This window comes from Bacillus cereus group sp. BfR-BA-01349 (assembly GCF_022663795.1).
Classification (GTDB): domain Bacteria; phylum Bacillota; class Bacilli; order Bacillales; family Bacillaceae_G; genus Bacillus_A; species Bacillus_A cereus.
In genome coordinates, this window is record NZ_JAKUGE010000024.1 from 62,630 (window position 1) to 82,956 (window position 20,327).

The following is a 20,327-nucleotide window of genomic DNA, read 5'->3' on the forward strand; positions in this document are numbered from 1 at the left end:
GTGTTTCCATCCTCTACTAATTTACTAACAAACCGTAACCATAAATAATTGAAACAATTACACCCACTACCAATATACCTGGAAGTAAATTTGCCACCTTGATTTTAATAATACTAAGCAAGTTCAATCCAATAGCAGATATCATAATGCCGCCCGCAGCCGTCATCTCCACTATAAATTGGTTCATTAATTCTTCCGGGACAAAACTATTAATTTGTGTTGCAAAAACTGCAATACCACCTTCATATAAAACAACTGGAATCGCCGAAAATACTACGCCAATTCCTAGAGTTGTCGTTAATATAATAGAAATAAATCCATCGATAATTGCCTTGGTAAATAAAATATTATGATTTCCGCGAATCCCACTGTCAAGTGCACCAAGTATCCCCATCGCACCAATTGCAAAAATTAAAGTAGCTGTTACAAAACCTTCTGATATGCTTCCTTTCCCCTTCGATCCAACTTTATTTTCTAGCCAATCCCCTAAATGTTTTAACTTTTCTTCTAATTGTAACCATTCTCCAATTACCGTACCAATCACTAAACTCAGTATGACAACAAGAAAGTTTTCACTTTTTAATGCCATTTGAAGCCCAAGCACAGTAACCGCTAAACCGATTGCGTGCATTATCGTCCCTTTCATACTTTCTGGAATCCTACTAAATAATTTACCAAGTAAAGTACCAAATATAATACAAATCCCATTTACAACTGCTCCTAATATAACCATTTCTCATTCTTCACCCTTCGAATTCTTTATTTCTATATTTTGGTTTATACATTGATTTACAGGTTATCTATATGTTAACTTAATATTGAGAATATTAACAAATGTTTTCCACTACATAACCCGCTGTTTTTTTGTAACTTTAATTACCTTTAATAGATTCAGTGTTAATTTAATTGCGGGATAATATTAAAAGGGAAGGTATATATGAAAACTTTACTAAAACGATTTTTGTTAATAGCCTTTTTCATTACACCGATTGTTTTATTAATCAATTACTCTTTTATTTCAAAAGCAAAAGACAAACCCGATTTGCAAAACAAATCTAGTAAAACCGCTTCAAAAAGCGAAAAGAAAATAGAAGACCAAGAAATCACACTCACCTTCTCTGGTGATACAATGTTTGATTGGCAATTACGTCCTATAATCGAAAAGAATGGGGCTGATTACCCATTCCAACATGTAAAAGAAGAAATAAAAAAAGCTGATATTTCTTTTGTGAATTTAGAATCGGCATTTACAACGAAAGAAAAGAAAGCACCTGGGCAATTGTTTTGGATTAAAAGTGATCCATCTACACTACAAGCTATTAAAAACACTGGATATGACATCGTAAATATTGGGAATAACCACACACTTGATTATGGGCAAGATGGATTATTGGATACGATTTCTCACGTAGAAAAATTAAAGTTCCCTTACATTGGAGCCGGAAAAAATGCAAAAGATGCATATACTGCACGAGAAATGACCGTAAAAGGGAAAAAGTTTAAATTTCTTTCCTTCGTTCGATTTATGCCTGATTCTAATTGGGTAGCTGGTGAGAATAAACCTGGCGTTGCGAATGGCTATGATTTAAATCTTGTAACAAAAACAATTAAAGAACAAAAACAAGATGCAGACTATTTAATCGTCTATATGCATTGGGGCGTTGAAAAAGCAAACCGTCCGGTAGAATACCAAAAGCAATATGTACCTAAAATGGTTGAAGCAGGAGCTAACGCGATTGTCGGAAGCCATCCACATTGGTTACAAGGGTTTGAGTATTATAATAAAGTTCCTATCGCTTACTCATTAGGTAACTTTTTATTCCCAAGTTATGTGAATGGAAAAAGCGCCGAAACTGGCGTATTAACTTTAACTTTTAAAGGAAAGGATGTCCAAATGTCATTCAATCCTTATATCATTCGCAACAACCAAGTTTCCCCTGTAAATGAGGAAGAAAAGAAAAAAGCTCTTCAATATTTACAAACAATTTCAACTGATGTAGAAATTGATGATACAGGGAAAATAAAAAATAAACGAAACTAGACAGCTCAAGATCTATTTCTCTGTAATCTACTTTACAGAATAGGTGATAAACATGCTGAAAAACTTATTAAAAAATGTAAGTTTGTTAGAAAATATTTATAAAATGTCTATAGCCGTTCTACTTTTATGTTCAGTTTTTTCTGTTAGATTTCTAAAAAAATAAAACGTGAACGAAAACTTACTACCTTTGAATTTACTATGTATGTAATTATTCGCATTGCGATATTTTTTTGGTTAACTAGCTTTATTCTTCTTGAATTTAATGAGTATCTAGTTTAACTATAAAAAAGATAGAACAAGCACTATATTTCCTCGCTTGTATCTATCTTTTTTATTTAGATGCTTACTCTTCCCTTCTATTAAATAAGCAAATCAAACAAAACAGGGTTTTTATTAAGCTCCATAAATTGAATATTATTTTCTTTAAAGCGAGTAATTAATTGCTCATAATCTTCTTTATGTTTTAACTCTACTCCGACTAATGCTGGACCATTTTCCTTATTATGTTTCTTAATATACTCAAAACGAGTAATATCATCTTCTGGCCCCAATCCTTTATCAAGAAATTCTCTTAACGCGCCTGAACGCTGCGGGAATTCAATGATGAAATAATGCTTTAACCCTTCATAAATGAGAGATCGTTCTTTCATTTCTTGCATTCTATCAATGTCATTATTTCCACCACTTAGCGTACATACAACTGTTTTACCTTTTATTTCATCCCTGTATAAATCAAGTGCTGCAATAGAGAGTGCACCAGCCGGTTCAGCTACAATCGCATTTTTCTTATACAGTTCTAAAATCGTCGTACAAACTTTCCCCTCTGGTACTAAAACGATGTCATCAATTACATCTTTACAAGTTTCAAAAGTTAACTTTCCTACCTTTTTAACAGCTGCCCCATCAACAAAACTATCTATTTTCTCTAATGCGACATTATCATTTTGAAGAAAAGCCTCTTTCATAGATGCAGCTCCCATCGGTTCTACACCAATAACCTTTGTAGTAGGACTAACACCTTTTACATATGTACCAACACCTGATGCTAATCCACCACCGCCGATTGCCGCAAAGATATAATCAACCGGTTTCTCCATATCATGCATAATTTCAACTGCCACTGTCCCTTGACCAGCAACTACATACGGATCATCAAACGGATGAACAAATGTCATTCTATTTTCTTCACAATAACACTGTGCTTCTTGGAAAGAGCTATCGAATGTATCACCAACTAATACAATCTCTGCGAAATCACCACCGAAAAATTGTACTTGTGATACTTTTTGTTTCGGTGTTGTTGTGGGCATAAATATTTTCGACGGAATCTTCAATAAATTACATGTATAAGCAACTCCTTGCGCATGATTACCAGCACTTGCACAAACAACACCGTTTTGTAACTTTTCTTTCGGTAAACTTTGAATCAAATTGTATGCACCACGAATTTTGAAAGAGCGAATTAATTGTAAATCTTCTCGTTTTACATAAACGTCACAATCATATTTCTCAGATAAAACTGTATCACGTTGTAACGGTGTTTTAATAACGATATCTTTCATGCAATTATGAGCCATTAAGATATCTTCAATTTTCACTCTCTCCTTTACCTTTTGCACCATTATATATCATCCTTATCTCTTTTAAATTGGCTCAATCAAAATGTGGGATTTTCAGAACAGCCCCTGTATTCGCCGATGTTACCATTTGTGCATAACGTCCAAGCCAGCCAGTTTTCACTTTCGGTTCTGGTCGTTTCCATTCTTTTTTACGCTTATCTAATTCCTCATCACTCACTCTTACTTCTAGCAAGCGTTCTTCAACATCAATACATACAATATCCCCTTGTTCAAGAAGTGCAATCATCCCGCCAGCTGCTGCTTCTGGTGAAATATGTCCTACTGAAATTCCACGTGAAGCTCCAGAGAAACGTCCATCCGTTAATAATGCAACCTCAGCACCTAATCCCATTCCAGCAATTGCTGATGTTGGTGCTAACATTTCTGGCATACCAGGGCCACCTCTTGGTCCTTCATAACGAATGACAACTACATCTCCTTTTTTCACTTTCCCAAGCATAATGCCAGCAAGTGCCTCATCTTGTGAATTAAAAATAACGCAAGGTCCTTCAAAACGCTTTACCTCTGTTGCACCGCTTTTAATAACCGCTCCATCTTTCGCAAGGTTGCCTTTTAATATACGCAATCCTCCTTCCTCACTATGAGGGTTTTCAAGAGAGTGAATAACTTCCTTATCTTTAATCTCTGCCTCAGCAATATTTTCTCTTAATGTTTGCCCCGTAGCAGTTATTCGATCAAGATGAAGTACTCCTTCTTTCCGGCTCATCTCTTTCAAAATTGCACTAATCCCGCCCGCACGATCAATATCTTCCATATGCCAATTGGAAGCAGGGCTTACTTTACATAAATGTGGTACACGTCTTGAAACGGCATCAATACGGTTCATATCGTAATCTAATCCAGCCTCTTGCGCGAGCGCCAATGTATGCAACACTGTATTTGTTGAACCGCCCATCGCCATATCAAGCGCAAACGTATCATCAATTGCTTCTTCCGTTACAATGTCTCTTGGTTTAATATCTCTTTCAATTAAAATTTTCAATTTCTCTGCTGCTTGTTTAATTAACTCTTCACGTCTTGGATCAATTGCTAAAATACTCCCGTTACCAGGAAGAGCTAAACCTAACACTTCACATAAACAATTCATAGAGTTCGCGGTAAACATACCCGAACAAGAGCCACAAGATGGACAGCCATGATCTTCAATATCTTTTAATTCTTCTTCTGAAATTTTCCCAGATTGATAAGCTCCTACTCCTTCAAAAACGGAACTCAGATCAACAACTTCTCCTTTAGATGTTTTTCCTGCTGCCATCGGGCCGCCTGAAACAAACACAGTCGGAATATTAATACGTAGTGCAGCCATCATCATACCTGGTGTAATTTTGTCACAGTTTGGGATACAAATCATGCCGTCAAACCAGTGTGCATTTACAACCGTTTCTACTGAATCTGCAATTATTTCACGACTCGGAAGAGAATAACGCATACCGATATGTCCCATCGCAATACCATCGTCAACTCCAATTGTATTGAATTCGAATGGTACCATACCTGCCGCACGAACTGCCTCTTTTACAAGTTTCCCAAACTCGTTCAAGTGTTTATGCCCTGGAATAATTTCAATAAAAGAATTACAAATCGCTATGAAAGGTTTATCAAAATCTTCATCTTTCAAACCAGTTGCTTTTAATAAACTACGGTGCGGCGCTTTATCAAAACCTTTTTTAATCATGTCACTTCTCATCTTGTCAAATCCCCTCTTACATATTTTTCATTTATACTCTCTTACTCTATTTCTTTACTAATTCTTTCGGTGCATGAATCCAACTCATCATTTCACGAAGCTCTGCTCCCACTTTTTCTAATTGATGATTTTGTTCTGCTTTTTTCATTGCGTTATACGTCGGACGCCCTGCTTGATTTTCTAAAATCCATTTCTTCGCAAATTCACCTTGCTGAATTTCTGTCAGAACACGCTTCATTTCCTTCTTCGTTTCATCTGTAACAATTCTCGATCCTGTTACATAATCTCCAAATTCTGCCGTATCTGAAATAGAATGGCGCATATTCGTTAATCCACCTTCGTACATTAAGTCAACAATTAGCTTTAATTCATGCAAACATTCAAAGTATGCAATTTCAGGACGATATCCACCTTCCGTTAACGTTTCGAACCCGGCCTTCACAAGTGCAGTTACCCCGCCGCAAAGTACAGCTTGCTCACCGAATAAATCCGTTTCGGTTTCTTCTTGGAATGTCGTTTCAATTACACCCGCCCGTGTACAACCTACACCTTTTGCATACGCTAATGCTACATGTAGCGCTGTTCCCGTCGCATCTTGATGCACTGCGACTAATGCCGGAACACCATTTCCTTCTTGATATACACGGCGAACGAGATGACCTGGACTTTTTGGCGCAACCATTGCTACATCTACGTAACTTGGCGGATTAATTTGGCCGAAGTGAATGTTAAATCCATGTGAGAAAAGTAACATTTGTCCTTCACGGAGATTCTCTTCTACTTCTGTTTTATATACATGTGCTTGCTGTTCATCTGGCAATAACATTTGTACAACTTGTGCGGTTCGAACCGCTTCTGGAACAGACATTACTTCAAATCCATCTGCTTTTGCTACTTCATACGATTTACCAGGTCTAACACCAACTACAACTTCCACACCTGAATCACGTAAATTTTGTGCCTGCGCATGCCCTTGAGATCCATAACCAATTACCGCAACTGTTTTCCCTTGTAATAACTCTACATTTGCATCTTTCTCATAATACGTTTTCATACTCCATACACCCCTTATAATTTATTTACTTGCAGTACATCAATTAATTTTTTCAACTGACTAACAAGTAATGTCGCTTCATTTTCAGTACAAACTGCTGTGAGTTTCATTTCAGAAACGCCACTCGTATCTCTTTCGTTTAAATGTAAAGAAGAAATATAATAGCCACGCCGAGCAAAAATTCCACTTATACGTAATAAGACACTTGGCTCGTTATGAATAACGAGTGAAAAAGTATGACTCATTCTTCCCACCTCTTCATAATCATTTCGTTATTCCCTTTGTTTGGCGGAACCATCGGAAATACGTTTTCACCTTCTTCTACACAAAAATCAACTACGACAGGACCTTCGTGAGCAAATGCTTCTAACACCACTTGTTTCGCCTCTGTTGAATTTGTCGCCCTTAATCCCTTCACTCCATAAGCTTCTGCCACTTTCACAAAATCTGGTGAGCCAATTTTTGACTCTGATAAACGATTTTCATAAAACATTTCTTGCCATTGCCTTACCATCCCTAAAAATTTGTTATTTATAATAAATACTTTTACAGGGATATTATTTTCAGCAATTGTTTGTAGTTCTTGAATGTTCATTTGAAAAGAAGCATCACCTGCAATACAAATGACAAGTTCTTCTTCTTTTGCAAGCTGAGCACCAATTGCCGCTGGGAACCCAAACCCCATTGTTCCTAATCCTCCAGAGGTAAGGAACGTCCGAGGTTTTCTTGCTTTATAGAAGTGAGCAGCCCACATTTGATGCTGTCCTACTTCTGTTGTGACAATCGCTTCACCATTCGTTAATTCACTTACTAAGTTAATCACATGCTGTGGTTTTAACTCAGATTTTTTTTGCTTATAAGAAAGTGGATATTCTTCTTTCCATGCCTTTACTTTCTGAAGCCATTCATCTGTTTGTGTATAAATAGACATATGTAACAACATGTGTAACGCTTTTTTTACATCACCAACAATCGGATGCTCTACAGTTACATTTTTATGAAACTCAGAAGGATCAATATCAATATGTACTTTTTTCGAGTGCGGAGAAAAAAGTTCTAATTTTCCTGTTACACGATCATCGAAGCGAACACCTAATGCAAGTAGTAAATCACATTCTGTTACCGCCATATTAGCAGCGTATGTCCCATGCATACCAAGCATCCCTAGAAACAATGGATCTCCCGGTGGATATGCACCAAGTCCCATTAAAGTTGAAACGACTGGAATACGGTTCTCCCTTGCGAATTCGAAGAGTTCATCGGATCCACCTGAATGAATGACACCTCCTCCAATATAAAGAAGTGGACGCTTTGATTTTGAAATTGCTTTAGCCACCTCTCTAAGTTTCATGCTGTCTGGTACAAGTTCTGGTTTGTACCCCGGAATATCAACTTCTTCATTAAAAAAACTGGTGACTTTTGCATTTTGAACATCTTTTGGAATATCGATTAATACTGGTCCCGGTCGTCCGCTTTTGGCGATGTAAAAAGCTTCTTGCACAATTCGTGATACATGATTTACATCACGAACTTGGTAATTATGCTTCGTAACAGGTACTGTAATTCCGACAACATCCGCTTCTTGAAATCCATCTTTACCAATTAAAGGCGTTGCAACTTGGCCGGTAATGACAACTAAAGGAATCGAATCCATATAAGCGTCTGCTAAGCCCGTAACTAAATTTGTCGCCCCTGGGCCAGAGGTAGCAAAGACTACCCCGACCTTCCCAGAAGCTCTCGCATATCCTTCAGCCGCATGAATGGCAGCTTGTTCATGACGAGTTAAAACATGTTTCAAACCACTTTCGTATAACGCATCGTATACTGGTAAAATCGCTCCGCCTGGATAGCCGAAAACGGTCGTTACACCCAATTTCTTCAAACCTTGAATCACGTGCCCAGCGCCTGTCATTTCTTCACACTGTAACTTCTCATACGCTGTATACTGCTGCTTCATTTCAATTAACTCCTCTCCTTATTTATGCTAAGCTTTCCGTCAGCCCGGGAACACGTACTCCTCTTTCTCTCGTTAATTTTTTAAATTCTTCGGTCAATTGTTTCGTTACACTTCCTGGTTTCCCATCTCCAATTTCTCTCGAATCAACTTTTACAACTGGAATTAACTCCGCTGCTGTTCCTGTTAAAAATACTTCATCCGCTACATATACGTCATGGCGAGTGAATGGTCTTTCCTCACACGGAATACTCAGTCGTTCACATAGCTCGATAACACTATTTCTCGTAATACCTTCTAATGCCCCTAAATAGGATGGCGGGGTTAATACTTTTCCATCTTTCACAACGAAAACATTATCGCCAGAACCTTCACAAACATATCCTTGTTGATTTAACATAAGAGCCTCTAACACTCCTGCTTGTGCCGCCTCAATTTTTACAAGTACGTTATTTAAATAATTCATTGACTTAATACGTGGATCTAACGCGTCTGGCGTATTACGTCTTGATGCAACAGATACAACGCTTAGCCCATTATCATAAAATTCTTGTGGGAATAACTTTAATTGTTCTGCAATGATAATTACGCTCGGCTTCACACAACTTCTCGGATCAAGTCCTAAGTCACCTTTTCCTCTTGAGACAATTAAGCGAATATAAGCATCAGCGTATTCATTTTTTTGGAGTGTATGTAAAACTGCTTCTTCCATTTCTTCTACCGTCATTGGAATTGTTAGTAAAATAGATTTCGCTGATTCATACAATCGTTTCACATGTTCTTTTAAACAAAATACATTTCCTCCGTAACTACGAATCCCTTCAAATACACCGTCTCCGTATAAAAAACCGTGATCATACACTGAAACAACTGCCTTTTCTTTTTCTACAAATTCCCCATTCATGTAAATGTACTGGTTTCCCATCTCACATCGCTCCTCTTTTTTCTCTATTTTTGCAATCTATTTCTACATCGATTGCTGAGATGAGTATTTTTAACAGAATATTCAGTATATAACCCTTAAAAATATACTCGTCTCAACAATCGATTACTTACATACTTGTAGCAATCCATTGCTGAGACGAGGGAATCGTGGTACCACTCAGCTTCCTTATACTTCTCACGAAACATAAGCTCTGCAAGTCCAATTAGACTTTTGTTTTTCTATCGGGAACAACCCCGCTACTTTTTACTAGTTTTCAAAAGTAGTGCTCCAAGGTGATTTTCAATGATTGAATTGTTACCACCCTCACAGCCTCGGGGCAGCTCTCTGAAACAATCTTTATCATTTACTCTCCTCTTCTACGCATTCTCTTCTTCTATTTTTAAAAATAAAAACTCTCGCCTCAGCAATCAACTACTACAATTTAGTAGCTTTGATTGCTGAGGCGAGAGTTTCGCGTTACCACTCAGCTTCCTTATACTTCTCACGAAATATAAGCTTTGTAGGTCCAATCAGACCTCCGTCCTTTTACCGGAGACGATGCCGCCGCCCTCTACTCAGTTTCCCTTTCGCAAGCGATGCTCCGAGGTGATCTTCAATGATTCGATTGTTACTACCCTCACAGCCTTGGAGTAGCTCTCTGAAACGATCATAATCATCTACTTTCCTCTTCTTTGCATATACAACATATAAAGTTAGAAAATTCTTAATTAACTTTTATTTGTTACACGTATTATAGGACGTTGTTCTTTTTGTTGTCAACATGTTTTTTCAAAAAAATCAAAATTCATTCTATTTATTTTTTCTCAAATCAAAATTGGAATGCATTACTTACATACACTCATATATTACTTAAGTATGTTCGCATTATTACATAAAGAAAAACTTATAAAGTTTATGAGGAGATGAGGAAACTATGTTAAAAGGGAAAGTAGCGTTAGTTACAGGAGCAAGCCGAGGAATTGGACGAGCGATCGCTAAACGTTTAGCAAATGACGGTGCATTGGTTGCTGTTCATTACGGTAATCGAAAAGATGACGCTGAAGAAACTGTTCATGAAATTCGATCAGATGGTGGCCAAGCTTTTTCTATCGGCGCAAATCTAGAATCCTTACACGGTGTAGAAAACCTTTATAACGCTTTAGATACTGAATTACAAAAGCGCACTGGTGAAACACAATTTGATATTTTAATAAACAATGCTGGCATTGGTCCTGGTGCTTTTATTGAAGAAACGACTGAACAATTTTTTGATAGAATGTTTTCAGTAAATGCAAAAGCACCATTCTTTATCATTCAACAAGCACTGCCACGTTTACGTGACAATAGCCGAATTATTAATATTTCATCCGCTGCCACCCGCATTTCTTTACCTGATTTTGTTGCATATAGTATGACGAAAGGCGCTATTAATACAATGACTTTTACGCTAGCAAAACAGCTTGGAGCACGAGGAATAACGGTGAATGCAATACTTCCAGGATTTATTAAAACAGATATGAATGCAGAACTCCTGAGCGACCCGATGATGAAGCAGTACGCTACTACTATTTCCGCTTTCAATCGCTTAGGTGAAGTAGAAGACATTGCCGATACTGCTGCATTCCTTGCTTCTCCAGACAGCCGCTGGGTAACTGGACAATTAATTGATGTGAGCGGAGGATCTTGTTTATAAAAAACATATATTTTCAAATCTTTTTTATTGCGCAATAAAACAATTTATATAATACTATATAAAACATATACATTTAGGAGGATTACAGCAATGTCCGAAAAAACATACGAACTCGCAACCTTCGCAGGCGGTTGCTTTTGGTGCATGGTAAAACCATTTGATGAACTTCCTGGTATTCATAAAGTACTTTCTGGCTATGCAGGAGGTCATGTAGAAAACCCAACATATGAACAAGTAAAAGCTGGAACATCTGGACATTTAGAAGTTGTTCAAATTACATTCGATCCTTCTATTTTTCCTTATCAGAAATTACTAGACTTATATTGGCCACAAATCGATCCAACTGATGATGGCGGACAATTTTTTGACCGTGGTCCATCTTATCGTACCGCTATTTTTTATCATAACGAAACACAAAAAGGGCTTGCCGAAAAATCAAAACAAGCTCTTACAGAAAGCGGTATGTTTAAAGATCCAATCGTGACTGAAATTCGTCCTGCTGCACCTTTTTACGCAGCAGATGAATACCACCAACATTTCTATAAAAAGAATCCAGAGAAATATGCTATTGAGCAAAAGGAATCTGGTCGTGAAGACTTTATTAAAAAAAATTGGCAAAAAAAATAATAAAAACGCATCGTGCTTTTTTAATACGATGCGTTTTTATTTTTGATAAAAGTACCATACAATGATGAGAACAACCGCTGTTAATGCCCAAAGCGCTACTTCATTTTTCACTCTACTCTTTTTCTTAGTCATTTCATCTCCTCCTAACAGCAATACAACGTATTCAAGATTTCCTCTGTTTCATTGTCCACCTTATATACATAAATACATCCTTACCAATCCTTATAACAAGACCACCAATGATTCCGATTGCAATCGAAATTACTAACATTTGTCCAAAGCTAAAAGAATTTGTGTACGTTATGTAAAGAACGATACATATAAGTAAAACATCCGGTAAAGAAAGTAAAAACCTTTTAAGCATTCCTTTATCTCCTCTATACTTTATTTATATCTTCTACTGTAATTTTGAAATATAGTTTGTTCAAAAATTCCATTTAGACCCTCATTTTATGAAAAATAATAAGAATCCCTTTTCAAAAGAGATTCTTATTCAGTAGATTTAAGTTTAATTATTTTCTACATATCCTATTCCATAATTACTCCTAAAATAGAATAATCTTACTAATCATTGATTGTAAATTGACTATTTGCCAGGCAACCGAATGTCGCGCCAGCTACCTACATCGCATTGGCCAAATTCATTATTACCTACCGCGACCACCGTGCCGTCTGATTTTAGTCCGACTGTATGTGCACAACCAGCCGCTATCGCTACAATATCGCGCCAATCACTTACGTTACATTGACCATGCTCATTCCAGCCCACTGCCAGCACGGTACCATCTGATTTTAGTCCGATTGTATGATTCGTACCAGCCGCTATTGCTACAATATCTATCCAGCCACTTACATCACACTGGTTATGTTTATCATTCCCCACTGCTGTCACCGTACCGTCTCGTTTAAGACCAACAGTATGAAGATACCCAGCCTTGACCGCTACAATACCTCGCCAGCTACTTACATCGCATTGACCATATCGATTATTCCCCACAGTCGTCAATGTGCCGTCCAATTTAAGACCGACTGTATGCCAGTCACCCGCTGTGACTGCCACAATACCTTGCCAACTGCTTACATTGCATTCTCCTTCTTTATTTCGGCCCACCGCTACTACCGTGCCATCCGATTTAAGGCCAATAGTACGACGCCACCCTGCCGCAACCGCTACAATATTATGCCAATCGTTTACATCACATTGTTCATGCTTATTCCAACCCACTGCTACCGTAGTACTGTCACATGTAAGACCGATTGTATGAGCATTACCCGTGTTCGTTGCCATATGAACATTGCCCACTGCGACTGCTTCAATATCTCGCCAGCCACTTACATTACATTCACCTTCTTTATTCCGGCCCACCGCTACTACCGTGCCATCCAATTTAAGGCCAACAGTATGACAACGCCCCGCCGCTATCATATCTTTGGGCCATCGCTTCACTTTTTCTTTCGATAAAAGGTAATCCATGTTTTACCTCCTTGCATATAAGCAACTGTATCATAATAGATATTTTTATCAAATTTCATTATAAATCTACATTTACAAAGAAAGCTTATTTTACTTCTTCAAAAAATAAAAACCTCCAGTTTAAATACTAGAGGTTTTCTCGTTATTTCTTCAAGCGGTCAATAAAATCGTTCAATTTATCTAGCGATTTCATATTCTGATTGCAAGCTACACCATCTTTGCAAATGTAGTTTCCCTTTTTAACGAAAGTTCCTGGTACATCGCCTTTAATTTCAACTAAAAACATTCCTACTTCTTCATGCCCATGACATAATGAACAAATGCTTTTTTTATTTAAACTTTGGAAAGTTCCTTGCAGACCAACAAATTTATTTTTATCATTTTTCGCTATAATAAATTTCCTGCTTGATCCCTTATCAATCCAGCTTAAATAAGATATTTCTTTCATATCCATTTCTTCCATATCAGGAAGTTTTAACTTTTTCGCCTTAGGAAATAACTTTTTTAATGTTTGTGCTGTAACTTCTTGAAACGGAATTACATACGGATTTATTTTCATTAAAAATGATTCTGCATCTTCTCTATTTTGAACTGTTAATACCGTATCAATTAACTCTTTCTGTTCATCCGTTAAATTCTCAAATACATGTATTATCTTTTCAATCGCAAGCGATTTTAACGCTTGAATTACACCTCTATCATTTGCCGTTGCATGCCCGTTTGCTAAAATATAAGCTTGTGATTTTATAAAATTATATTGATCACTTCTAATAAACGCGTCCATCTTTATCACTCCATACAAATTGTTGATCTAGTTTTATTGTATACAATGATTACGTTTTTTGATATGTAAAAGATAACTTAGAAACAAACATTACATATATCACTTATTCTCTACCGCTGCATTTCCTGACAAAAGAAGCCATCATCTGTTTTCCATTCCGCATATAATACGTCTTCAAATTTAGTAATTCCTTTTTGCTTTATTTGTTTATAAAGCCACCCTTCATCAAATCCCGCTTCCCTCAAATTATCCTTAACTACTTTTCCATCACTAATTAATGAAATTGGTAAGTATACAGGCTTATGTTTTAAACTTAAATCATTTACAGTAGGAGATTCGTATTTACTTTTTTTCAAAACGCTTATGTTTCCGTTAGGTTCCAATATCATATATTCAACTTCTCGGATTGAAAATATATCTTTTTGTTGCCTAAGCATTTGTTGTAATTGGTTTATATCCAAATGATTTACGCTTAATTGTTCACGATCAATCTTTCCATTACGAATAATAATTGAAGGATATCCTTCAAAAAACCTTCTTGTCCCTCTTACTTTTTGTGTTATCACTTCAATAGTATAAATTAAAATTACCCAAACAAATACTGAATATAAAATAGACCATACTTTAATTTTAGGATCATATATTGAATTTCCAACGAGCTCACCTAGGACGATTGCAGAAATAAAATCAAAGGGCGTTAGCTGAGATATTTGTGTTTTCCCTAATATTTTTGTAGCAATTAATAGAACAAAAAAACCAATTAAAAGCTCTATCGTTATTTGTCCAATATGATTCATATATGTTCACCTTTCTACTCTTCAAATGTTCTGTATAGCATTTAATAAAAAAAACGGCACATTTTTTCTATTATCATGCCCGTTCACACTTCATATATCCAATACATATAAAACAAAAAGAGTCTGATTCAAAGTAATATATGAATCAGACTCTTTTCCTCTTATTTAGAATACACAATCTTTTTAATCGTTTCCCCAGAAAGAAAATATTCTTCTGCAAGTTGATGAATAGCAATCCCACTTTTAAACGCTTCTTTAATTGCTTTATTTCTTTCATCTAATTGTTTTCTTCCGCCAGATCGTGTACCCCATTTATAATGTTTCGTTTCTTGTTTCGGAATGTAAATTGTTTCACCTTGTATATACTTTTGAATTTCAGTAATTAAACTCTCCGGTAAAACAGCATTAGCTTTTACGTATTTCATTTCTGCTCGCCCCTTATTTTTTATGGTTCATTTCAATAAGGTGCAAAGCCAAATATAAAAAATGATACGAGCTCATATAGGCGATTGTATATTACTTGTCTACCTCACGCAAAGTATCGCCATTTCCATACTTGGCTTTGCATGAGACGTTGCAGTGTCTGGCAATTGAATTATAATCGCCATATAAACACCTCCTAATATACCTTTTGCATTTTATTATATGATAAATTCCTTCTCCTTGCATCCACACCCTTCTTAAAGCACGAAATTACTTAGTTTGATATAATACTTTTTAATTGAATCAAAAATCATTGTGAGGTTACGTTATGAAGAAAAAAATTATCATTACGATCGTTACACTATTCTTTATTATCACGGCATTATTCGGAACATACAAATTGATGAACGCAAGAAGCTTTCAATTATTTGGAGATTTAACACAACGCGTAGAAACAAATGAAAAAGTGATCGCTTTAACTTTTGATGATGGCCCTACTAACAATGTAAAACAAATATTACCGCTACTAGATAAATACAACGCTAAAGCTACTTTCTTTTTAATTGGAAATGAATTAGAGAAAAATCTATCGTTAGGAGAAGCTATCGCGCAATCTGGGCACCAACTTGGAAACCATACATATTCTCATAATAGAATGGTTTTCAAAACACCTTCTTTTATTAAAGATGAAATAGAAAAAACGAATTCATTAATCCGCCAAACAGGATTTACAGACGCAATTGATTTTAGGCCCCCTAACGGAAAAAAATTAATTGGACTACCCTATTATTTAAATAAAAATAATATCGAAACGATTATATGGGATCTTGAGCCCGATACTTTTTATAAATCTGCGGCTGATAAAATTAAATATGTTAATAAAAATGTAAAACCAGGTTCTATCATTTTATTGCATTCTATGTATGATGAGTCTAATGAAAATTTACAAACGATTGAAGGTATTTTAGATTCTTTATCTAAGAAGGGATATCAGTTCGTAACGGTAAACGAACTGCAAAAAAGAGCAAAATAAAAAGGTAGCGTATCTTTGTATGATACGCTACCTTTCTATTTATATAATGCCAAGTACATTTAAGAATACGATAATAATCGCAATTGGTGCGATAAAGCGAAGTAAGAATAACCATAACACAAATAGTTTGTATCCTTTATTTTTACTTACACCTAGCTCTTTCATTAATACATCTTTCTTCATTTTTAAAGGAACAAAGATAGAAACTAATAATACACCAAGTGGCATTAATACGTTACTTACTGCATAGTCCGCTAAATCAAAGACTGTCTTCCCGAAAATCTTCAGATCACTTAATATACCGAATGATAATGCTGATGGTACCCCAACAACGAAGATTAATAACCCTACGATTAAGGCCATTTTTTCACGTTTCCCTTTACCTTTTGATGTTAACGATGCAACACTAATTTCTAACATCGAAATTGCTGATGTAATAGTAGCAAAGAAGAATAGTAATAAGAAAACGATGAAGAATAATTTTCCGAATGCCATTTTACTGAAAATAGCTGGCAGTACGATAAATAATAGCCCAGGTCCTTGAGATGGTTCCATTCCAAATGCGAACACTACTGGGAAAATTGCAAGTCCTGCAAGTAATGTAATAACAAGAGTTAAGGCTACGATAGAAAATGCTGAACGTGGTAAGCTTTCTTCTTTCGGTAAGTATGAGCTATACGTTACCATAACGGCTACCCCGACAGATAATGAGAAGAACGATTGCCCCATTGCGTATAATATAACTTCTGATGTTACATGTGAGAAGTCAGGTTGTAAGAAGAAACGAACTCCTTCTCCAGCACCATCTAACGTAAGTGCACGAACGATTAAAACAAAGAATAAAACGAATAATGCTGGCATGAAATATTTATTTACTTTTTCAACACCATTTTGTACACCTTTACTTACGATGAAAATAGTAATTAGGATGAATAATAGCTGTGACCCAACTGCTAAATATGGATTGGAAATGATTTCACCAAACGTAGCTTCGTATGCCCCATTTCCTTCCCATAGTCTACCTGTAATTGCATTCCATAAGTATAATAAAATCCAGCCTCCTACAACACTGTAGAAAGAAAGTAGTATGAAACAAGTTACAATTCCTAATTTCCCTAACCATGGCCATAATGTTTTTGGTGCGATTTCTCTATATGCATCAACGGCCTCTTTTTGTGTACTTCTTCCGATAACGAATTCAGCTAATAATAGTGGTAAACCAATTAATAATGTGAAACCGATGAAAATAAGGAAGAACGCGCCGCCCCCTCCAATTCCGGCCATGTACGGGAACTTCCAAATCGCCCCTAGACCAATCGCTGAACCTGCTGCAGCTAATACGAAACCTAATTTCGATGTCCATTGCTGTGAATTCATTTGTTAATCTCCTCTCTGTCTCTTTTTCTTTGTTACAATTCGGTATTTATATTGTTCTATCAATACTCTTTTCTAATACGTTCACTTCCTCCCTAATAATAAAAAAACGCCCCTACGTAAATACGTAGGGACGACAAAAATATCGCGGTACCACCCTAGTTGTGAAGAATACTAAGAAACCACCTAAATAAAAACGCCCCTACGCAAAAACGTAGGGACGATAAAATATCGCGGTACCACCCTAGTTATGAAGCCACACCAAAGTTAGGCCCTAAATAAAAAACGTCCCTACGTAAATACGTAGGGACGATAAATATCGCGGTACCACCCTAGTTGTGAAAAATCTTCACCACTTTATTTGATAACGGTATAAACTACCGTCTTTCATTTCCTCATAATGTGAGATTTATGAAAGATGCTCCAGGACGAACTTCATGAATAATCTATATACTGATTCACACCAACCATCAGCTCTCTGAAATAGGGAGATATTCACTACTATACCCTTTCATTGCCCAAATATTATTTTCCGAATTGATTACTATCATTTTTATCACACATTAAAAATAGTGTCAACTTATATTTTGAATTTTTATGTATTACAATCTATTTAAAAATTCAAAATGTAAGTTTTAGTTTAGAAAACAGGTGGATTAGTACATAACGAATTCTAATAGGCAATAGAAAAAGAATTACGTATTATTGATACTTATTCAATAATACAAATCATCTAGAAACATAACCTGTCTCTCTGTATTAGTTTTTTAAGAGTTTAATGGATACCAAGAAAATTTCACATCACTATCCAGTGGTCTATTTTTCGTTTCTTCTTTAATTACACGAAACCATTCATTTAGAATTTGAGTTTTGGGCAATTGAGCAGCAAGGTTATCTTCCCAAATTATATGTGAGAACCAGGCTTTCGTTTCCCATTCAAACTGCAATTGTGCGAACGAAATTATAGGGTGATCAGCTTCACGAAATTGCTCATTTACTGCATTTGAAACTTCTGGAGCTTGCGGTAACAACTCGTTCTGAATTGTATTTCTTATCGTCTCATTTTCGAGCTGATCCCAGAAATACAATTGCCCATTTATTTGATAAAAAATATCAAATGAGGCCTCACCTTTCTTCAAGTTCAATAATACGAAGGCACGTTCCACATCATTGTCAGCCGCCTTTACAGCATTAACAATTATATTTTGTGCCATTGATACCCAGTAACTAGTCGCTTCCTCTACCGGTGATTCAACATACAATTCTTCACTTAATTCATGAAGAGTAGCTTCTTGCTCATTTACTTTTTCAACTTTTTTAAAAAACCTATTAAAAAAACCCATAACTTCTCCCTTATCACTATTTTCTATTTCACAAAACAAAAAATAGATTTTTCTTGCTCATCCACATTTACTCCTGGCGCGTATGTATGAACTTGTTGCAACACTTCTTCTATTAGCAACTCTAACTCCTGCACACTTTTTTCTGGATTCCCTATTAATGTGTCCGCCATACGTTCATATAATTTTTCAGGTTTAATAGTCATTCGTTCCACATTATTAGGCATCCATTTAAACGCTGGATGATGTACGTACATTTTATTCAAACCAAATAAAACACCGAATACGTTCCTTTGTACTTCGCAAATAACGTCATAAAGCATAAGCCAATCTTTCCGTTTTAAAAGCGCCTTTCGATTGTGCCAACGATTACTTAACCATAGATTTTCTGAAATCATCCGTTTTACTAGTTCATCTGGATATGCCGCTACTTTTTCTTTTAATTCATTCACTTTCCCTTCTCCATACAAACTAACACCATCATGAATGGATGATACAATACATTGTTTTTCATAACTTATATCATATTGATTCACCACATCCGAAATCACTTTCTCTACTGTCTCTGTTAAAAAGTTACTAATCTCTAATTTAATTCCCTCTTTCGTTAAATACGTTTCCGACCATTCTTCTTCCTCATACGGATGATACGATAATATTTTCCCATCAATATGATAAATAGGGGCCCTACGATCCTCATCTTCCGGCGGTGTTGACCATAAAATATGTAATTCTATATCTGAATGTTCATCTTCAAGCTTTCTAGCTACTGAACCCGCTAAAATAATGGCTTCTACTTTTGGATTTTGCCTATAAATCTCTGACATCTCTATCGCTTTCTCTTTTAATCCCATTTCATTTCCCCCTAAAATTGCAGTAATCCCCTATATTTCATTTATCTATTTCGATATTACAGCTTGCATTACCTTTTCAAATTCCTACTTAATCATATTTCTATCCAATAGCGCTGAATAACTTCACCAGTACGAGAAGAAACTACTTCATTTTCTAACATACCTCCAACCTTTTGAATCGTTTTAGCGGAACCAACATTGGATTTATCGCAAGTTATTAATACTTTCTGCAATCCTAACTTTTGCGCTTCAGCTAATGCAAGCTTTAGTTGTTTCGTAGCGTAACCGTGGCGACGTTTATTTGGATGGACACTATATCCAATATGACCGCTTTCCCGTAATAATTCTGGATTTAATCTATGTCTAATATTCACAAAACCTATAAGTTCTCCTTTTTCAAAACTTAAAAACTGGCTAGATGGCACTCGATTAGCTAGTAAATTTTCTCCTAGTTCTTGTTTACTCACTTTTTCAAACCATTTATCAAGAGAATCAAAGTTTTGTAAAGAACTACTTCCATGTGGTTGTTCCCCATCGCTATCAAGCTAACAAAACAAAAAACCCCCTAAAATGAAAAAATACGCTATTCTTTTTGTAGAATCATAGGAAAGGATGGCGTTTTTGTAT

General features: G+C 36.0%; 19 protein-coding genes, 2 pseudogenes and 2 other annotated features. Of the genes and pseudogenes, 5 read left to right on the forward strand and 16 right to left on the reverse strand.

All coding sequences use genetic code 11. The features are described from left to right. Positions 1 to 16: 16 nt before the first annotated feature. The gene (locus MR169_RS14965; protein WP_016117577.1) at positions 17 to 733 is read right to left on the reverse strand and encodes a DUF554 domain-containing protein; all 717 of its coding nucleotides are present in this window, start codon (positions 731 to 733) and stop codon (positions 17 to 19) included. A gap of 204 nt (positions 734 to 937) precedes the next feature. Between MR169_RS14965 and MR169_RS14970 the strand changes: the two genes are divergently transcribed. Together MR169_RS14970 and MR169_RS14975 are read left to right on the forward strand one after the other, a co-directional pair. Beyond that, on the forward strand, positions 938 to 2,041 hold the full coding sequence (locus tag MR169_RS14970; RefSeq protein WP_242319611.1) for a CapA family protein: 1,104 nt from the start codon (positions 938 to 940) through the stop codon (positions 2,039 to 2,041). Positions 2,042 to 2,093: 52 nt separating this feature from the next. Next, positions 2,094 to 2,320: pseudogene (locus tag MR169_RS14975) on the forward strand (hypothetical protein). Positions 2,321 to 2,400: 80 nt separating this feature from the next. Here MR169_RS14975 and ilvA read toward each other — a convergent pair. From ilvA to ilvE, 6 genes are read right to left on the reverse strand one after another with little or no spacing between them, the layout of a single operon-like run. Next, positions 2,401 to 3,663, reverse strand: a complete 1,263-nt coding sequence (ilvA, locus tag MR169_RS14980) for a threonine ammonia-lyase IlvA (protein ID WP_000250322.1) — start codon at positions 3,661 to 3,663, stop codon at positions 2,401 to 2,403. A 31-nt stretch (positions 3,664 to 3,694) separates the two neighbouring features. Next, a complete protein-coding gene (gene ilvD / locus MR169_RS14985; RefSeq protein WP_242319612.1) occupies positions 3,695 to 5,368 on the reverse strand; it encodes a dihydroxy-acid dehydratase in 1,674 nt (557 codons plus the stop codon). Between the two features lie 46 nt (positions 5,369 to 5,414). Continuing rightward, the gene (gene ilvC / locus MR169_RS14990) at positions 5,415 to 6,422 is read right to left on the reverse strand and encodes a ketol-acid reductoisomerase (RefSeq protein WP_242319613.1); all 1,008 of its coding nucleotides are present in this window, start codon (positions 6,420 to 6,422) and stop codon (positions 5,415 to 5,417) included. Positions 6,423 to 6,436: 14 nt separating this feature from the next. Next, entirely contained in the window at positions 6,437 to 6,667 is a 231-nt protein-coding gene (locus MR169_RS14995) for an ACT domain-containing protein (RefSeq protein ID WP_000019916.1), read from the reverse strand. After that, positions 6,664 to 8,379, reverse strand: a complete 1,716-nt coding sequence (gene ilvB / locus MR169_RS15000; RefSeq protein WP_044795700.1) for an acetolactate synthase large subunit — start codon at positions 8,377 to 8,379, stop codon at positions 6,664 to 6,666. Before ilvB ends, MR169_RS14995 begins: the two co-directional genes overlap by 4 nt. Before the next feature lie 22 nt (positions 8,380 to 8,401). Then, positions 8,402 to 9,301, reverse strand: a complete 900-nt coding sequence (gene ilvE, locus MR169_RS15005) for a branched-chain-amino-acid transaminase (RefSeq protein ID WP_000528156.1) — start codon at positions 9,299 to 9,301, stop codon at positions 8,402 to 8,404. A gap of 149 nt (positions 9,302 to 9,450) precedes the next feature. Next, positions 9,451 to 9,690: a binding site (T-box leader), on the reverse strand. Positions 9,691 to 10,235: 545 nt separating this feature from the next. Between ilvE and MR169_RS15010 the strand changes: the two genes are divergently transcribed. Both MR169_RS15010 and msrA read left to right on the forward strand, forming a co-directional pair. Then, a complete protein-coding gene (locus MR169_RS15010; protein WP_000911808.1) occupies positions 10,236 to 10,994 on the forward strand; it encodes an SDR family oxidoreductase in 759 nt (252 codons plus the stop codon). Positions 10,995 to 11,084: 90 nt separating this feature from the next. Beyond that, entirely contained in the window at positions 11,085 to 11,621 is a 537-nt protein-coding gene (msrA, locus tag MR169_RS15015) for a peptide-methionine (S)-S-oxide reductase MsrA (RefSeq protein WP_044795698.1), read from the forward strand. Positions 11,622 to 11,784: 163 nt separating this feature from the next. Here msrA and MR169_RS15020 read toward each other — a convergent pair whose 3' ends face one another. The 5 genes from MR169_RS15020 to MR169_RS15040 all read right to left on the reverse strand — a co-directional run bounded on the left by MR169_RS15020 (position 11,785) and on the right by MR169_RS15040 (position 15,101). Continuing rightward, on the reverse strand, positions 11,785 to 11,985 hold the full coding sequence (locus MR169_RS15020) for a hypothetical protein (RefSeq protein WP_000919320.1): 201 nt from the start codon (positions 11,983 to 11,985) through the stop codon (positions 11,785 to 11,787). 222 nt (positions 11,986 to 12,207) lie between these two features. Then, positions 12,208 to 13,095: an RCC1 domain-containing protein gene (locus tag MR169_RS15025; RefSeq protein WP_242319614.1), complete on the reverse strand. Its 888-nt coding sequence runs from the start codon at positions 13,093 to 13,095 to the stop codon at positions 12,208 to 12,210. Positions 13,096 to 13,237: 142 nt separating this feature from the next. Beyond that, positions 13,238 to 13,879 carry a FusB/FusC family EF-G-binding protein gene (locus tag MR169_RS15030; RefSeq protein WP_242319615.1) on the reverse strand — a complete coding sequence of 214 codons (642 nt, stop codon included), beginning with the start codon at positions 13,877 to 13,879 and terminating at the stop codon, positions 13,238 to 13,240. Positions 13,880 to 13,989: 110 nt separating this feature from the next. Continuing rightward, positions 13,990 to 14,676: a DUF421 domain-containing protein gene (locus MR169_RS15035; RefSeq protein WP_001015535.1), complete on the reverse strand. Its 687-nt coding sequence runs from the start codon at positions 14,674 to 14,676 to the stop codon at positions 13,990 to 13,992. Positions 14,677 to 14,837: 161 nt separating this feature from the next. Next, positions 14,838 to 15,101, reverse strand: coding sequence for a CD3324 family protein (locus MR169_RS15040; protein ID WP_000878325.1), 264 nt, complete (start codon positions 15,099 to 15,101; stop codon positions 14,838 to 14,840). 326 nt (positions 15,102 to 15,427) lie between these two features. Here MR169_RS15040 and MR169_RS15045 point away from each other — a divergent pair, with 326 nt between their 5' ends. Next, positions 15,428 to 16,132: a polysaccharide deacetylase family protein gene (locus MR169_RS15045; protein ID WP_000726856.1), complete on the forward strand. Its 705-nt coding sequence runs from the start codon at positions 15,428 to 15,430 to the stop codon at positions 16,130 to 16,132. A gap of 39 nt (positions 16,133 to 16,171) precedes the next feature. On the opposite strand, the gene MR169_RS15050 is transcribed toward MR169_RS15045, so the two are convergent. From MR169_RS15050 to MR169_RS15065, 4 genes and pseudogenes are all read right to left on the reverse strand, one after another. After that, positions 16,172 to 17,509, reverse strand: a complete 1,338-nt coding sequence (locus MR169_RS15050; RefSeq protein WP_001088185.1) for a sodium-dependent transporter — start codon at positions 17,507 to 17,509, stop codon at positions 16,172 to 16,174. 299 nt (positions 17,510 to 17,808) lie between these two features. Continuing rightward, positions 17,809 to 18,030, reverse strand: a binding site (T-box leader). A gap of 243 nt (positions 18,031 to 18,273) precedes the next feature. Next, positions 18,274 to 18,849 (reverse strand): hypothetical protein, encoded by a 576-nt coding sequence (locus tag MR169_RS15055; protein WP_242319616.1) that lies wholly within the window; start codon positions 18,847 to 18,849, stop codon positions 18,274 to 18,276. 23 nt (positions 18,850 to 18,872) lie between these two features. Beyond that, a complete protein-coding gene (locus MR169_RS15060; RefSeq protein WP_137074616.1) occupies positions 18,873 to 19,700 on the reverse strand; it encodes a DUF4037 domain-containing protein in 828 nt (275 codons plus the stop codon). Between the two features lie 92 nt (positions 19,701 to 19,792). Then, positions 19,793 to 20,233: pseudogene (locus MR169_RS15065) on the reverse strand (GNAT family N-acetyltransferase); the annotation flags it as partial. Between the last annotated feature and the right edge of the window lie 94 nt (positions 20,234 to 20,327).

Bases quoted from the DNA above. Each gene is read 5' to 3' on its own strand.
- MR169_RS14965 (WP_016117577.1), bottom strand. From the start codon at position 733: ATGGTTATATTAGGAGCAGTTGTAAATGGGATTTGTATTATATTTGGT.
- MR169_RS14970 (WP_242319611.1), top strand. From the start codon at position 938: ATGAAAACTTTACTAAAACGATTTTTGTTAATAGCCTTTTTCATTACA.
- ilvA (WP_000250322.1), bottom strand. From the start codon at position 3,663: ATGGTGCAAAAGGTAAAGGAGAGAGTGAAAATTGAAGATATCTTAATG.
- ilvD (WP_242319612.1), bottom strand. From the start codon at position 5,368: ATGAGAAGTGACATGATTAAAAAAGGTTTTGATAAAGCGCCGCACCGT.
- ilvC (WP_242319613.1), bottom strand. From the start codon at position 6,422: ATGAAAACGTATTATGAGAAAGATGCAAATGTAGAGTTATTACAAGGG.
- MR169_RS14995 (WP_000019916.1), bottom strand. From the start codon at position 6,667: ATGAGTCATACTTTTTCACTCGTTATTCATAACGAGCCAAGTGTCTTA.
- ilvB (WP_044795700.1), bottom strand. From the start codon at position 8,379: ATGAAGCAGCAGTATACAGCGTATGAGAAGTTACAGTGTGAAGAAATG.
- ilvE (WP_000528156.1), bottom strand. From the start codon at position 9,301: ATGGGAAACCAGTACATTTACATGAATGGGGAATTTGTAGAAAAAGAA.
- MR169_RS15010 (WP_000911808.1), top strand. From the start codon at position 10,236: ATGTTAAAAGGGAAAGTAGCGTTAGTTACAGGAGCAAGCCGAGGAATT.
- msrA (WP_044795698.1), top strand. From the start codon at position 11,085: ATGTCCGAAAAAACATACGAACTCGCAACCTTCGCAGGCGGTTGCTTT.
- MR169_RS15020 (WP_000919320.1), bottom strand. From the start codon at position 11,985: ATGCTTAAAAGGTTTTTACTTTCTTTACCGGATGTTTTACTTATATGT.
- MR169_RS15025 (WP_242319614.1), bottom strand. From the start codon at position 13,095: ATGGATTACCTTTTATCGAAAGAAAAAGTGAAGCGATGGCCCAAAGAT.
- MR169_RS15030 (WP_242319615.1), bottom strand. From the start codon at position 13,879: ATGGACGCGTTTATTAGAAGTGATCAATATAATTTTATAAAATCACAA.
- MR169_RS15035 (WP_001015535.1), bottom strand. From the start codon at position 14,676: ATGAATCATATTGGACAAATAACGATAGAGCTTTTAATTGGTTTTTTT.
- MR169_RS15040 (WP_000878325.1), bottom strand. From the start codon at position 15,101: ATGAAATACGTAAAAGCTAATGCTGTTTTACCGGAGAGTTTAATTACT.
- MR169_RS15045 (WP_000726856.1), top strand. From the start codon at position 15,428: ATGAAGAAAAAAATTATCATTACGATCGTTACACTATTCTTTATTATC.
- MR169_RS15050 (WP_001088185.1), bottom strand. From the start codon at position 17,509: ATGAATTCACAGCAATGGACATCGAAATTAGGTTTCGTATTAGCTGCA.
- MR169_RS15055 (WP_242319616.1), bottom strand. From the start codon at position 18,849: ATGGGTTTTTTTAATAGGTTTTTTAAAAAAGTTGAAAAAGTAAATGAG.
- MR169_RS15060 (WP_137074616.1), bottom strand. From the start codon at position 19,700: ATGGGATTAAAAGAGAAAGCGATAGAGATGTCAGAGATTTATAGGCAA.